The organism is Ideonella azotifigens (assembly GCF_021043325.1).
Classification (GTDB): domain Bacteria; phylum Pseudomonadota; class Gammaproteobacteria; order Burkholderiales; family Burkholderiaceae_C; genus Ideonella; species Ideonella azotifigens.
This window is the reverse complement of the sequence record NZ_JAJNKD010000002.1, coordinates 522,578-537,186: the sequence shown is the minus strand read 5'-3', so window position 1 is coordinate 537,186 and position 14,609 is coordinate 522,578. Positions and strand designations below refer to the sequence as shown.

The following is a 14,609-nucleotide window of genomic DNA, read 5'->3' as shown; positions in this document are numbered from 1 at the left end:
AGCACCTATCGGGAATGTGATTTTGTTCCGCAAGCCCTAGTTTGTCAGTGGGGCTACTGTGGAGACGACATGACAAATCACGACGTTTGATCAATGAAATCCAGCTTTTTGCACCGGCAAGGTGCTTAAACAGCAGACCCAGGGGCTTGCGCCCAGTTCCGCTGCGCCGCATGCCCTGCCACCGCAGCCAGCGTCCTGGTGCTGGAAAAGTGGTGCGACAGGCCGGTCACCGGGTCGACAAAAGCCAGCTCGCGGGCCAGCAATTGCAAAGGCCGGCTGAAGTCCGGCGCCTCGCCGGGGGCCGGTTCGGCATGCAGCACCGGGTACAGCGTGTCATGCAACAGCGGCAGGCCGAGCGCGTTCATGTGCACCCGCAGCTGGTGGGTGCGGCCGGTGAGCGGCCGCAAACGGTAGTGGGCCAACGCGGCATCGCCCGCCAGGCTGCCCAGGCATTCGATGCACGTCTCGGCATTGGGCTCGCCTCCGGTTTCCTGCATCAGCATGTGGTGCGCGGCCGGGGCGATGCGGCTGCGGCGCTGCAATGGAAAACGCAAGCTTTTTGACGCTGGCGCCACCGCTTCGTAGACCTTGTGGACCGCGCGCTCGCGAAACAGCGCCTGGTAGGCGGCGCGCGTAGCCGGCTCGATGCAAAAGACCACCACGCCTGCCGTCTCGCGGTCCAGCCGGTGGATGGGCGTGAGGCTGTCCAGCCCCAGCGACTGCTGCAGCCGGGCCAGCAAGGTGTGCCTGGCGTAGCGGCCGACCGGTGACATCGGCAGGAAGTGCGGCTTGTCGACCACCACCAGGTGGTGGTCGCGGTACAGCAGCTCGGCTTCGAACGGGATCTCGACCTCGTCTGCCACCTCGCGCCAGTACCAGACCAGCGCCGCCGGGCCGTGGCGGGACGGTGTGTACGGTGCCGCTGGCGCAAGCGGCTGGCCCTGGCCATCCAGCACCAGGCCCTGGTCCATGCGGCGCGCCCAGTCGGCTTCGCTGAGCACCGGCAGGCGCTCGGCCAGGAAAGCCAGCAGGCTGGGCCAGCGGCCGCCATGCGGCAGGGCCACGCAACTGGCCGGCACACCGGCACGCGGCAAGGGTCGCCAGGAGGGCTTTGGGCGGGTCATGTCATGCCATTGTCCGAACTAACGTGGTCCGTCAAGGCACAGGTGTGTGGACAAGTTTTGAACAAGCACCCGGTTATCCACCGACCTGGGCGCAAGACCCATCTTGTTGTAGATGAGCCATTGGCCAATACCGGGTCCCCCACACAGGGTTATGGCCTTTGCAAGCCATTGATTAAAAACGGAAAAACCGGCTTGTCCACAGAAACAGCCGCCCTCTACTATGACTTCCAGATTTAAAGATTGAAAGACAAGAGGAATAACAGGTCCCTCCCTTTTTCTATGGGCCAGCCCCCTCCCTGGGTTCCGAACAGCCGCTTGGAGAAGGCCTTGAGGCATCAGACCACCCGGTCCGCTCGCTCAAGACGAAAAAAAGCCGCCTGAATCCGAAGATCCGGCGGCTGGCGCGCGGTCAAGCTGGGCTGAATGCGCTTGGGATGAAAAAGCCGGTGGCTTTCAGCTCAGGGTTTGAAGCTGATCGAGCTGGCAACAAAGCGCAGCGACTTGCCGTCCTGGCCACGCACCACGGTCACCGGCAGGTTGCCCAGGCTGGGCGCCAGCCAGACCTCGATGTCGCCGTCCACCGCAGTGCTTTGCAGCCGCACCGTCTCGACCGACTTGCCATTGACCTGCACCGGGGTGGCCACAGCCTGGCTGAAACGGTGCTGGACGACACTTTTGCCGTTGGTGACGGGCATGGGCTTGCCAACCGCCTGCAGGCCCAGGAAGGCCAGCTGGAAGGACAGCACGTTCATGTCCTGCATGCCGGGCTCCAGCGCTGCGGTCTTGAGCTTGTCGAGCCGGCCGTAGTGCAGCAGGCCGGCGGCCCGGTCGAACTGGGCGACGTTGCGCGGCTTGGGGTCGCCGACCTCCAGGTCTTCGTACAGTTCCGGCACCAGCCCGGCTTCGCCGACGGTGCCGTGGCTGACATAGCGGCGGTTCTTGAAGGCCAGCGGCAGCTTCAGCTCGGTGCTCAGCGTGTAGCGCTTGCCGTCCAGCCGCCAGTGCTGTTCGGCGTCCAGCGTCAGCGGGCCCCAGCTCACCTGGTAGAGCAGGTCGGCGCTTTGCGGCAGCGAGGAAGGGCTGGACGAGCCTGTGGCGGCCATGCCTGGCAGGCTGCCGGCTGTGCCGGCCAGCGCGGCCAGCCAGCCCAGCACCTGGCGGCGGGACGCGGTGGGCCGGGAAGAAAAGGAAAAGGAAGAAGAAGAGGAGGAGGGCAGAAACAGTGACACGAGGTCTCCAATCGTTCCGAGCACAACGGCAGTGCGCGCCGGCTTGTTGACCGCCGGCCGGGCTGCCGTGTTCCGGGGCTCAGCCCGGTTCGCGGGTGTTGCGCTTGTCCAGGTAGGCGGTGTGCGGGTCCAGCGAGCTGCGCTTGCCGATGTCCTGCAGGTGGTTTTCCAGCCAGCCGGTGGCGGCCTTGCGGCCCAGTTCGCACAGCAGGTTCAACAGCCGCGGGTCGCTGTTGAGCTTGCTGGACGCACCGAACTGGGCGAGGCCTGCCTCGTCGGACACGCGGTGCAGCCGCAAGGCCTTGTAGCGGCCCAGGTCCACCCGGCGTTCGTCGACCAGGCGCTGCACGAAGGCGATGGCGCGCATTTCGGCGACCAGGCTGGCGTTGAAGGTGATCTCGTTGAGCCGGTCCTGGATCTCCAGCGCGGTGCCGGGAATGCCTTCGCGCACCAGCGGGTTGATCTGCACCAGCAGCAGGTCGCTGGTGACGGTGCCGTAGATCAGCGGCCACAGGCTGGGGTTGCCGGCAAAGCCGCCATCCCAGTAGGGCTCGCCATCGACCAGCACGGTGCGGCTGGTCTGCGGCAGGCAGGCCGAGGCCATCAAGGCCTCGATGCTCAGTTCGTCCCCCTTGAAGATGCGCGGCTGGCCGGTGCGCACCGAAGTGGCGGTGATGTAGACCCGCACTGGGCCGCGCTGGATGGCGGGGAAGTCCACATGGCGGGCGACGATGTCGCGCAGCGGGTCCAGCCCGAACGGGTTCAGCTGGGCGGGGCTCCACAGGTGCAAAAAGGCCTGGGTGCCGGCAAAGCCTGGCCACTGCGCAGGGTTGAACATCCACGCTGGCCACTGGAAGCTGCCGGGTAGCGTGCTGGCGCCCATGCAACCCGGGTTGCCGCTGACGGCCTGCCAGAAGCTGCGCAAGGCTTCGCGCGCGCCGTTGGCGCCGCCATGGGCGTAGCCGGTGGCCAGCACGGCGGCATTCATGGCACCGGCGCTGGTGCCGGAGATGCCGTCCGGCACCAGGCGGCCGTCTTCCAGCAGGGCGTCCAGCACGCCCCAGGTGAAGGCGCCGTGGGAACCGCCGCCTTGCAGCGCCAGGTCGATCTTGCGGGCGTTCTGGCCGGGTGGGGCCTTGCGGTGGCTGGCGCGTGGCTTTGGCGGCGATTTCCGCGCGGGCGCAGCAGGCTCGGCAGACATGTCGCCCAGGGCGGCGAGGGGGCGGACCGGTTCAGGCAAGCTCATGCGAAGGTGCTTTGGCAAGCAGGCAAGGAGGTTGCGGGCCAGTATGGCGGCAAGACCTTGCCACTGCAAAATTGGATCGGCACCGATTGTTTGTCATCCAAGTTTGTAAGATGCAGAGCCCGGTGTTGGACCCCGGCCTGCGCGGTCAAGTTTTGTAAAGCAGATCGCCTGCGTGAGGCGCAGCGGCAGTGGCGCGGAACTGGCGGGCCGGTTTTGGCTCCTTCCCTGGGTTTTGAAGCAGTTCTCGATCAAGGCCGGCTCCTCACAAGGAGGCCGGCCTGATGTGTTTTTGAAGCAGGCAGCATGAAAAAAGCAAGCGTGGTCTGGTGGCTGGTGGCCGTGGCGGTGGGAGCCGGCGGTTTTTTCTGGTGGCGGTCCCATTCGGCGGCCGCTGCCAAGGCCGCGGAAGCGCAGGCCAGCCGCGGCCCGGCGCCTCAGGCGGTCACGGTGTTCACCGCGCAGCAGCGCGACATGCCTGTCACGCTCGATGCTTCGGGTACCGTGGTGCCGCTGACCACCGTCGAGGTCCGGCCGCAGCTCTCCAGCACGGTCAGCCGCGTGGCGATCAAGGAAGGCCAGTTCGTCAAGCAGGGTGAGCTGCTGTTCACTTTCGACGACCGCAGCGACCAGGCCAATGTCGACAAGGCCCAGGCTACCGTGCTGCACGACCGGGCGACGCTGGCCGACCTGGCCCGACAGCTCAAGCGCAACCAGGAGCTGAAGGCGCAGAACTTCATCTCGCAAGGCGCGCTGGACACGCTGCAGTCCCAGTACGACGCGCAGAAGGCGCTGCTGGCGTCCGACGAAGCCGCCGTGCGCGGCGCCCAGGTCAGCGCCGGCTACGGCAGCCTGCGCGCGCCGATGGCCGGCCGCACCGGCGCGATTGCGGTGCACCCGGGCAGCCTGGTGTCGCCGACCGGTGATGCGCTGGTCACCATCAGCCAACTGGACCCGATTGGCGTGAGCTTCACGGTGCCCGAGGCCCAGTTGCCGGCGCTGCTGTCCGAAGGCAGTGCCGGCGTGATCGGCGCTTCGCTGAAGGTGGCCAGGCCGGCGACCGTGACCGCGCAGCGCGAGCTGATCGACGGCAAGGTGGCCTTCATCGACAACACGGTGGACCCGACCAGTGGCACGATCAAGCTGAAGGCCGAGGTGGCGAACGCCAGGCAGCTGCTCTGGCCCGGCCAGTACGTGTCGGTGCAGCTGACGTTGGCCACGCTGAAGGGCGTGACGGTGGTGCCGCAGTCTGCGCTGATCCTCAGCGGCGCGGACCGCAGGGCCTATGTGGTCGACCCCGAAGGCAAGGCCCAGCTGCGCGACCTGAAGCTGCGCTACGCGAGCGGCGAGTTCGCGGTGGTCGAAGGCATCAAGCCCGGCGAGAAGGTGGTGATGGAAGGCAAGCAGAACCTGCGGCCTGGCACGCCGGTGAAGGTGTCTGCGCCGGCCAAGGCGGGGGCTGCGTCTGACGCTGCTTCCGGTGCTGCTCCCTTGTCAGCCCCCGCTTCCGGCGCCTGAACATGACCTTCGCCGAGACTTTCATCCGCCGCCCGGTGATGGCGGTGCTGCTGAACCTGGCCGTGGTGCTGGGTGGTGTGATCGCGCTGAACAAGATCCCGGTCGCGGCGCTGCCCAGCTACGACACGCCGGTCATCAACGTCAGCGCCTCGTTGCCGGGCGCAGCGCCCGAGACCATGGCCAGCTCGGTTGCGCTGCCGCTGGAAAAGCAGTTCTCGACGATTGCCGGCCTGTCGGTGATCAGCTCGTCCAGTTCGCTGGGCAGCACCTCGCTGACGCTGGAGTTCGACGCCTCGAGGCCGATCGACGCGGCCGCGCTGGACGTGCAGGCCGCGCTGTTCCGTGCCCAGCGCAGCCTGCCCACCGAGATGACCACGCCGCCCAGCTACCGCAAGGTGAACCCGGCCGATGCGCCGGTGCTGCTGGTGGCGCTGACCTCGCCGTCGATCTCGCTGAGCGACCTGAACGACTATGCCGAGAACCTGATCTCGCCCAGCCTGTCGACCATCGAAGGCGTGGCCCAGGTCTCGATCTTCGGCCAGAGGCGCTACGCCGTGCGCCTGGAAGTGGACCTGGACAAGCTGGCCGAGCGCGACCTGACACTGGAAGAGCTGCGCACCGCGCTGGCCTCGGCCAATGCCAACACGCCGGTCGGCACGCTGGAAGGCCCGCGCCAGACGCTGACGGTGCAGGCCAACAAGCAGCTGATGAATGCGGCCGCCTGGCGCAACGTGATCGTCGCGACCAAGACCAGCCTGCCGGTGCGGCTGAGCGACGTGGCGCGGGTCGAGGACAGTTTCGAAACGGTGAAGACCTATGCCGAGCTGAATGGCGAGCCGTCCATCACGTTGGCCGTGCAGCGCCAGCCGGACGCCAACACCGTGGAGGTGGTGGACCGTGTGCGGGCGATGCTGCCGCGCTTCGAGCAGCAGCTGCCGGCCTCGGTGAAGATGACGCCGGTCAACGACCGCTCCCGCTCGGTGCGCGAGGCCCTGCACGACGTGTTCCTGACGCTGGCGCTCACGGTGGTGCTGGTGGTGCTGGTGATCTTCCTGTTCCTGCGCCGGCTCTCGGCCACGGTGATCCCTGCGCTGTCGCTGCCCGTCTCTCTGGTGGGCGCGGTGGGCCTGCTGCAGGCCCTGGGCTACAGCCTGGACAACATCTCGCTCTTGGGCATCACGCTGGCCGTGGGCCTGGTGGTGGACGACGCGATCGTGATGCTGGAGAACATCGTGCGCCACGTGGAAGACGGCATGGCGCCGTTTGACGCGGCGATCCGTGGCGCGCGCGAGATGAGCTTCACCATCCTGTCGATCTCGGTCTCGCTGGTGGCGGTGTTGATCCCGATCTTCTTCATGCCGGGCGTGATCGGCCTGCTGTTCCACGAGTTCGCGGTCGTGGTCGGGCTGTCCATCCTGGTGTCGGCGGGCGTTTCGCTGACGCTGGTGCCGATGCTGTGCAGCCGCTACCTGAAGCACGAGGAGCATCACGAGGAAGGCGCGTTGGGCCGCACTTTCGAGCGCGGCTTCACCGCGCTGCAGAACTTCTATGCCCGCACGCTGGACTGGGCACTGGGCCACAGCTGGCTGATGGGCGGCGTGGCGCTCGGTTCGCTACTGCTGACGCTGTACATGTTCGCGGTCATGCCCAAGGGCTTTTTCCCCGAGGAAGACATTGGCCAGATGCAGGTCAGCACCGAAGCTTCGGAAGACATTTCCTTCGAGGCGATGAAGGCCTTGCAGCTGCAGGCAGTGGCGATCTTCCGGGCCGACCCTTCCGTCGCCACCGTCTCGTCCTTCCTCAGCGGCGGCAACTCGGGCCGCATGTTCATCAACCTGAAGCCGCGCAATGAGCGCCCTGCGATGGGCCAGGTGGTCGAAGGCCTGCGCAAGAAGCTGCGCAGCGTGGCCGGCATCCAGGTCTTCATGCGGCCGGTGCAGAACCTGCAGCTGGGTGGCAGGCAGAGCAAGGCGCGTTACCAGTACACGCTGCAAAGCGTCAGTGCCGACGCGTTGACCGAATGGGCTGGCAAGCTGGAGGCCAGCCTGCGCAACGAGGAAGGCTTCCGTGACGTCACGTCCGACGCGCAGAACCGCGGCCTGCAGGCCTCGCTGGACATCGACCGTGACAAGGCCAACCTGCTGGGCGTCCAGATCGCCGATGTGCGCAGTGCGCTCTACAGCGCCTTCGGCGAGCGCCAGGTATCGACCATGTATGGCCCGTCCAACAGCTTCTACGTGATCATGGAAGCCGAGGAACACGACCGGCGTTTCGAGGATGCGTTCGACAAGATCCGGCTGCGCAGCAAGGCCGGTGGCTTGGTGCCGCTGTCGGCCGTGGCCACCGTCAAGCGAGACCTGGGACCCACGGCCGTGAACCACCAGGGCCAGCTGCAGGCGGTGACGATCTCGTTCAACCTCGCACCCGGCATGCCGCTGGGCGACGCGACAAGGCGCATCACCCAGGTCACGCAGGAGCTGCACCTGCCGCCGACGCTGATCGGCACCTACGGCGGCGATGCCGCGGTGTTCCAGAGCTCGCAGGGTGGCCAGGCCATCCTGATCATTGCCGCGCTGCTGGTGATCTACGTGCTGCTGGGCGTGCTGTACGAGAGCTACATCCACCCGCTGACCATCCTTGCCGGCCTACCGTCGGCCGCCATCGGCGCGCTGCTCACGCTGCAGTTCTTCGGCCAGGACCTGACGCTGATCGCCACCATCGGCATCCTGATGCTGATCGGCATCGTCAAGAAAAACGCGATCATGATGATCGACTTCGCGCTCGATGCGCAGCGCCACCAGGGCATGACGCCACCCGAGGCCATCCGCCAGGCCGCGCACCTGCGGCTGCGGCCCATCATGATGACCACGCTGGCCGCCATCATGGGCGCGCTGCCCATCGCGCTGGGCTGGGGCGCTGGTGCCGAGCTGCGCCAGCCGCTGGGCCTGGCGGTGGTCGGCGGCCTGATCCTCAGCCAGGCGGTGACGCTCTACATCACACCGGTGATCTACCTGGCGCTGGACCGCTGGGCCGGCAAGGGCCCGATCACGACCGAGGTGAAGGTGGAGAACTCGCTGGTCTGAGCCATGACCTTGCCGGCCTGACCGCCACTGCATGTTGTCGACGCGCCATGGGCGCCCAGGTCGCAGACTCGGCATATATGATCGATTTCCCGCCAGCACCGCTTTGCGCCGCACCATGCCCAACGCAGCTCTCCAGTCCCTGTTCGCGCAGAAGTCCTGGGCGAACAACGAGTTGTTCAACCTGCTGTCGACGGTCGACACTGCGCAGCATGCCGAGGCCTTGCACACGGCTACTCGCACGCTGAACCACATCCACGTGGTGGACCAGATCTTCCGCGCCCACCTGCTGGGCGAGTCGCACGGCTTCACGGCGACCAACACCGAAGCCACGCCTGAACTCGGCGAGCTTCAGTTTGCCGTTGCCGAGACGGATGCCTGGTTCGAGCATTACGTGGCCGCCATTTCGGCCGAACCGCTTGCCGAGCGCATCTCGTTCCGGTTCACGGATGGGGACACCGGCACGATGACCCGCGAAGAGATGCTGCTGCACGTCATCACGCACGGTTCCTACCACCGCGGCAACGTGGGCCAGGTGCTCAAGTCGATTTCGGTCTCACCGCCGCGGGACCTGCTGACCAAGTTTCTCCACGTCCGCGAGCCGTCCCGCAGGCAGGCATAGGCCAAAGGCGAGCCCGCGATGCGCGTGGCCGTCTGGACGTTGCAATCGGCGTACGAGGCAGGACCAGCAGCCCTGGTTTGCACCCAATTGGACGGCGAAACCGCGCTGTCAGAATCCAACCCGAAGTGAAGGCCATGCCAGCAAACCCGCAGGCAGGCACTTTGCTTTCGCCCAGGGAGGGCCAGGACTTGAACCCCCAGAAAACCCGCGCCGCATGCGCCGCACTGATGCTGGCCAACGCGCTGCTGGCCGGCTGCGCCAGCACCGATTCGACGCGCACCACCGACGCCGTGACCGCGCCGCTGAATGACCTGAACCTGGTGCAAGCCGACATCCCGCCCAAGCTGCTGGCGGTCCAGAAGCAGCCCTACCTCGTGCCGCCCGGCCACAGCTGCGGCTCGCTGGCATTCGAGGTGAAGGAACTGGACGATGTGCTGGGCCCGGACCTGGATGCGCCCCCCAGCGTGGCCGACACTGGCCTGGTTGCACGCGGCACCGACGAGGTCAAGGGCGCCGCTTTCGGCGCCCTGCGCAGCACCACCGAAGGCCTGGTGCCCTTTCGCGGCTGGGTGCGCAAGCTCTCGGGCGCCGAGCGCTACTCGAAACAGGTCGAGGCGGCGATTGCCGCCGGCACCGTGCGCCGGGCTTTTCTGAAAGGCTTGATGGCGGCCAGGGCCTGCGCACCGGCGATCGTCGCCGGCTGAACGGAGATGCTGCATGGAACGACCCGCCTTCATCGTCTCAGCTGCCGACATTGCTGAGTACACCCACGTCTACCCGCAGAGCACCGAGGCCCTGGGCCCCGTGCGCAGCCTGGGCAAGGCCGCCGGGCTGCAGCGCGTGGGCGTGAACCTGCAGCGTTTGCCGCCGGGCACGCGCTCTTCGTGGCCGCACGCGGAAGAAAACGAGGAGGAGTTCGTCTATGTGATCTCGGGCGAGGTGGACGCCTGGATCGACGGGCACCTGCACCGCATGGTGGCCGGCGACCTGGCGGCGTTTCCCGTCGGCACCGGCATCAGCCACTGCTTCCTCAACAACGGTGACAAGGAAGCGCTGCTGCTGGTGGGCGGCGAAACGCAGCGGCCGGGCAGCCGCATCCACTATCCGCTCAACCCCACCCGCAAGGTGGACCTGAAGCCCGAGGCCTGGTGGAGCGACGTGCCGCAGCGCGAACTGGGCCCGCACGACGGTCTGCCGGACCGACCGGCCACGCAGGAATGAGCGGCCTGCCGCTGTTTTTCATGTCGCCGGCCTATGCGGGCGAGCTGCACATCACTCGCGCGCTGTTCACCACGCCGGTGGACCGAGAGCCCGAGTCGAACGCGTTTTTCAGCCATCGGGTGAGTTGGGGTCAGGGCCTTGAGGAACTGCCGGCCGATCCAGGGTCAAACTGAACTTGCAGCCCTGCATGCCAGCCAAGGAGACCGCCATGCCGCAGCAATTCCACGTGGGCCGATTGATTGACCATCTGCACCTGCGCGTGGCCGACCTGGACGCCAGCAAGCGCTTTTACCGCGCGGTGTTCACGGCGCTGGGCCGGGCCGAGGCGATGCAGGAAGACCCCACGCACTTTGCCTTGGACGAGCTGTGGGTGGACCAGCGCGACCCCGGCGGCCCTGTCTCGCACGTCCACCTGGCCTTCCAGGCCGCGGACCCGGCGATGGTGCAGGCCTTTCACCAGGCGGCGCTGGCCGCGGGCGGCACCGACCATGGCGGCCCGGGCGAGCGCCATTACCACCCGGGCTACTACGCGGCCTTTGTGCTGGACCCGGACGGCAACAACATCGAGGCGGTGTTCCACGGGCCCAATGTGCGTTCGGCGCCTTCCGTGGTGGTTAGCGCAGTGGTGCCCTGAATGCCGCGCTCGCTTCATCCTCACGCTCACAGGAGACCGCATTGACTTTGAGCTGCAAGGCGCTGGTGCTGCGCCACTGGCAGGCTGCCAACGACCGCGACTGGACCGCGTTTGCCAAACTGCTGGCCGACGACCTCGTCTACCAGGTGCCGCAGACGCGCGAGCAGGTGCGCGGCGCGGCTGGCTACCTGGATTTCTTCCGCACCTGGCCGGGCGACTGGCGGGCGGACGTGCAGCAGGTCATTGCCGACGAAGGCCAGGCCGTCACGGTGCTGAACTTCCTCACCGAGCGCGACAACCCGCAGGCGGCGCAGATGACCGGCATCACCTTTTTCGAGGTGCAGGACGGCAGGATCACCCGCGTGACCGACCACTGGCCGGAGCCCTACGAGCCGCCGCCCCGCGCATCGGTGCACGTGACACGCTATTGACCCCGCCCGCCCGGATTTCGGCAGCCGGCGGACAATCCAGGGATGAATCCGATTCCCGAAGCCGCTGAAACCGCCGCCGAGACATTGCGCGACGAACCTGCGGCGCTGGCCGACCTCGCCAGGCGTGAGCGCTTCCTGCAACTGCTGGCCGACAGCCTGTCGCAGCAGACACTGACCAAGCTGGTGCTGAGCAAGCCACGCAATGCGGGCGACCTGCAACGCGTGACTGCCCGCCCTCTGGCGCTGCGCGGCGAGGCCTGCCTGAGCCTGCTGTGGCACCACCAGACCAAGGACATCACCAAGAACCCGGCGGTGGCCGAAGGCCTGAAGCAGGTCGACGAACTGCTGGGCAGCCGCTTTTTCCACGCGCTGCTGTTCACGACCACCGACGAGTGGCAGCTGATGGTCAGCAAGCGCGGCAAGATGGGCCTCACGCGGCGCGCGCTGGCGGCACCGGCGGAAGCCGCCGAGGCGACTGGCCATGCCCGCGAGAAGCAGCGCTACCTGGCGCTGGAACTGCCCTTCCTGCAGGACCTGGGCGTGACCGACACGCAGGCCCGGCTGGTGCCGGCAATGGCGCGCAAGTGGAAGCAGATCAACAAGTTCGTCGAGGTGCTGGACCATGCGCTCGACGGCGTGGCGCTGCACCAGCCGGGCCGCATCCGCGTGGTGGACTTCGGCGCCGGCAAGGGCTACCTGACCTTTGCGACGCACCAGCACCTGGCGCACGGCCGCGGGCTGCAGGCCGAGGTGACCGGCGTGGAGTTGCGGCCGGACATGGTGGACCTGTGCAACGCCGCGGCACGGCGCCGCGAGATGCACGGCCTGCAGTTTCTCTGCGGTGACGTGCGCAGCCACGTGCCCGAGCAACTGGACGTGATGATCGCGCTGCATGCCTGCGACACCGCGACCGACTTCGCGCTGCACACCGGCATCCGCGCCGGCGCCGCGCTGATCCTCAGCTCGCCTTGCTGCCACAAGCAGATCCGCCCGCAGATGACGCTGCCGCCGTTGCTCAGGCCCATGCTGCAGCACGGCATCCACCTGGGCCAGCAGGCCGAGATGGTGACCGACAGCCTGCGCGCGCTGCTGTTGGAAGCCGAAGGCTATGACGCGCAGGTGTTCGAGTTCGTGGCGCTGGAGCACACCAGCAAGAACAAGATGATCCTGGCCGCACGGCGCCAGGACAGCGGCCCGGCCGAAGACGCACGGCGCGCTGCGGCGCGCCAGCAGGTGGCCGAGCTGAAGGCCTTTTACGGCGTGCGCGAGCATTGCCTGGAGACCATGCTGGCGACAACGGCAGAGGCAGCGCCGGAGCCGTTTACAGCGGGCTGACCCGCGCGTGATAGCCTGCGGCCCGGCGCCGGGATACCCCACCCGGGGGCCGTCCGACGAACCCATCCCGTTCAGGAATCACGATCTTGCTGAAGTACTCCGCACTTGCGCTGGCCGCCGCGGCCACGCTGTCCTTCTCGGGCCTGACGGCCATCGCCCAGACCGCTGCTCAGACTGCCGCGCCGCCCGCGGTTTCGGCTTCTGCACCGGGCTTCGACCGCAGTGGCGAAGACCTGTCGGTGCGCGTGCAGGACGACTTGTTCCGCGCGGCCAACGGCGAATGGCTGAGGACCACGCAAATCCCGGCCGACAAGTCCACCTATGGCAACTTCGACATCGTGGGTGACCGGGCCGATGCGCGGGTGCGCGAGGTGGTGGAGGAACTGGCCAAGGGCAGTCACCCGGCCGGCAGCGTCGAGCAGAAGATCGGCGACTACTACCGCAGCTTCCTCGACACTGCGGCGATGGACAAGGCCGGCCTCGCGCCGCTGCAGCCCTGGCTGGACAAGATTGCCGCGGCGCGCAGCAGCGGCGATGTGGCGGTGTTGATGGGCAGCCTGCACGGCCTGACCACGCTGCCGCTGGCGCTGGACGTGCAGCCGGACCAGCAGGCGCCCGACGTGAACCTGGCGCTGGCCTGGCAGTCCGGCCTGGGCTTGCCCAACCGCGAGTACTACATCGCCAGCGACCCGCGCATGCTGAAGGCGCGCGGCGCCTACATGGCCTACCTGGTCAAGCTGTTCACGCTGGCTGGCACGAATGAAACCCAGGCCTCGCGCAATGCGGCGCTGGTGATGGGCCTGGAAACCCGGCTGGCCAAGGCGCAATGGACCGAGGTGGCCAACCGCGACCCGCAAAAGACCTGGAACCCGATGACGCTGGCGGCGCTGGCCAAGAGCGCACCGGGGCTGGACTGGGCTGGCTACTTCAAGGCCGCAGCGATGCCTGGCCTGGCGCGGCTGAACGTGTCGCAGCCCAGCTATGCGCGCGACCTGGCCAAGGCGGTGCACGACGTGCCGGTGGCGACCTGGAAGCTTTACCTGCAGGCCAGGCTGATGGACAGCCAGGGCAACCTGCTGAGCCAGCCCTGGCGCGAGGCGCGTTTCGACTTCCGCTACAAGGCGCTGCAGGGCCGCCAGAGCGAGCCCCCGCGCTGGCAGCAGGCGACCGACGCGCTGGACGGCGCGCTCGGCGAAGCCGTGGGCCAGGTCTACGTGGCGCGCTTTTTCCCGGCCGATCACAAGGCCCGCATGCAGCAACTGGTCAACAACCTGCTGGCGGAGTTCGGCCGCTCCATCGACGGGCTGCAGTGGATGAGCCCGACCACGCGCCAGAAGGCGCGCGAGAAACTCAGCAAGTACACGACCAAGATCGGCTACCCGGACCGCTGGCGCGACTACGCCAAGCTCGAAGTGAGGGATGGCGACGCACTGGGCAATTCGCTGCGCGCCGGCCGCTTCGAGCACGAGCGCGTGGCAGCCAAGCTGGGCCAGCCGGTGGACCGAGGCGAGTGGGGCCTGACGCCGCAGACCGTCAACGCTTACTACAACCCCAGCCTGAACGAGATCGTCTTCCCGGCTGCGATCCTGGAGCCACCGTTCTTTGACATGGCCGCCGACGACGCGGCCAACTACGGCGCGATCGGCGCCATCATCGGCCACGAGATCAGCCACGGCTTCGACGACCAGGGCGCGCAGTACGACGGCGACGGCCGGCTGCGCAACTGGTGGACGCCGGCAGACAGCAAGGCCTTTGCCGCGCTGGGCGCCAGGCTGGTGGCGCAGTACAGCGGCTACGAGGGCCTGCCGGGCCACAAGGTCAACGGCCAGCTGACGCTGGGCGAGAACATTGCCGACCTCTCGGGCCTGCAGATCGCCTTCAAGGCCTGGAAGACTTCGCTGAACGGCCAGCCGGCACCGGTGATCGCCGGTCTGACCGGCGAGCAGCGCTTCTTTTATGCCTTTGCCCACGCCTGGCGCGCGCAGCGCCGCGAGGAACTGGCGCTGCGCCTCTTGACGGCCGACCCGCACTCGCCGGACGAATTCCGCGCCAACGGCACCGTGGCCAACCACGACGGCTTCCACTCGGCCTTCGGCACCAAGCCGGGCGACAGGATGTTCAAGCCGGTGGACCAGCGCATCCGCATCTGGTGAGGCGGCAGGCCGGGGCGCA

The 14,609-nt window shown here is 67.4% G+C and carries 13 protein-coding genes; 10 read left to right on the top strand and 3 right to left on the bottom strand.

Going from position 1 to position 14,609, the window contains the following annotated elements; genetic code table 11:
* Positions 1–125: 125 nt before the first annotated feature.
* The 3 genes from LRH25_RS07050 to LRH25_RS07040 all read right to left on the bottom strand — a co-directional run bounded on the left by LRH25_RS07050 (position 126) and on the right by LRH25_RS07040 (position 3,599).
* Entirely contained in the window at positions 126–1,124 is a 999-nt protein-coding gene (locus LRH25_RS07050) for a pseudouridine synthase (protein ID WP_141285267.1), read from the bottom strand.
* A gap of 458 nt (positions 1,125–1,582) precedes the next feature.
* On the bottom strand, positions 1,583–2,353 hold the full coding sequence (locus LRH25_RS07045) for a DUF3108 domain-containing protein (protein WP_141285265.1): 771 nt from the start codon (positions 2,351–2,353) through the stop codon (positions 1,583–1,585).
* A gap of 79 nt (positions 2,354–2,432) precedes the next feature.
* Positions 2,433–3,599, bottom strand: a complete 1,167-nt coding sequence (locus LRH25_RS07040; protein ID WP_231010543.1) for a patatin-like phospholipase family protein — start codon at positions 3,597–3,599, stop codon at positions 2,433–2,435.
* 303 nt (positions 3,600–3,902) lie between these two features.
* Here LRH25_RS07040 and LRH25_RS07035 point away from each other — a divergent pair, with 303 nt between their 5' ends.
* The 10 genes from LRH25_RS07035 to LRH25_RS06990 all read left to right on the top strand — a co-directional run bounded on the left by LRH25_RS07035 (position 3,903) and on the right by LRH25_RS06990 (position 14,590).
* The gene (locus LRH25_RS07035; RefSeq protein ID WP_141285263.1) at positions 3,903–5,114 is read left to right on the top strand and encodes an efflux RND transporter periplasmic adaptor subunit; all 1,212 of its coding nucleotides are present in this window, start codon (positions 3,903–3,905) and stop codon (positions 5,112–5,114) included.
* 2 nt (positions 5,115–5,116) lie between these two features.
* Positions 5,117–8,197: an efflux RND transporter permease subunit gene (locus LRH25_RS07030; protein WP_141285261.1), complete on the top strand. Its 3,081-nt coding sequence runs from the start codon at positions 5,117–5,119 to the stop codon at positions 8,195–8,197.
* Between the two features lie 115 nt (positions 8,198–8,312).
* Positions 8,313–8,816, top strand: a complete 504-nt coding sequence (locus LRH25_RS07025; RefSeq protein ID WP_141285259.1) for a DinB family protein — start codon at positions 8,313–8,315, stop codon at positions 8,814–8,816.
* 188 nt (positions 8,817–9,004) lie between these two features.
* Positions 9,005–9,520, top strand: a complete 516-nt coding sequence (locus tag LRH25_RS07020) for a hypothetical protein (protein WP_231010542.1) — start codon at positions 9,005–9,007, stop codon at positions 9,518–9,520.
* 13 nt (positions 9,521–9,533) lie between these two features.
* The gene (locus LRH25_RS07015; RefSeq protein ID WP_141285257.1) at positions 9,534–10,037 is read left to right on the top strand and encodes a cupin domain-containing protein; all 504 of its coding nucleotides are present in this window, start codon (positions 9,534–9,536) and stop codon (positions 10,035–10,037) included.
* The gene (locus tag LRH25_RS07010) at positions 10,034–10,210 is read left to right on the top strand and encodes a hypothetical protein (RefSeq protein ID WP_170200735.1); all 177 of its coding nucleotides are present in this window, start codon (positions 10,034–10,036) and stop codon (positions 10,208–10,210) included. Before LRH25_RS07015 ends, LRH25_RS07010 begins: the two co-directional genes overlap by 4 nt.
* A 35-nt stretch (positions 10,211–10,245) precedes the next feature.
* Entirely contained in the window at positions 10,246–10,671 is a 426-nt protein-coding gene (locus LRH25_RS07005) for a VOC family protein (RefSeq protein WP_141285255.1), read from the top strand.
* 41 nt (positions 10,672–10,712) lie between these two features.
* Positions 10,713–11,102, top strand: coding sequence for a nuclear transport factor 2 family protein (locus tag LRH25_RS07000; RefSeq protein WP_141285253.1), 390 nt, complete (start codon positions 10,713–10,715; stop codon positions 11,100–11,102).
* 42 nt (positions 11,103–11,144) lie between these two features.
* Positions 11,145–12,437, top strand: a complete 1,293-nt coding sequence (locus LRH25_RS06995) for a class I SAM-dependent methyltransferase (protein WP_141285251.1) — start codon at positions 11,145–11,147, stop codon at positions 12,435–12,437.
* A gap of 86 nt (positions 12,438–12,523) precedes the next feature.
* Positions 12,524–14,590: a M13 family metallopeptidase gene (locus LRH25_RS06990; RefSeq protein WP_141285249.1), complete on the top strand. Its 2,067-nt coding sequence runs from the start codon at positions 12,524–12,526 to the stop codon at positions 14,588–14,590.
* Positions 14,591–14,609: the final 19 nt, after the last annotated feature.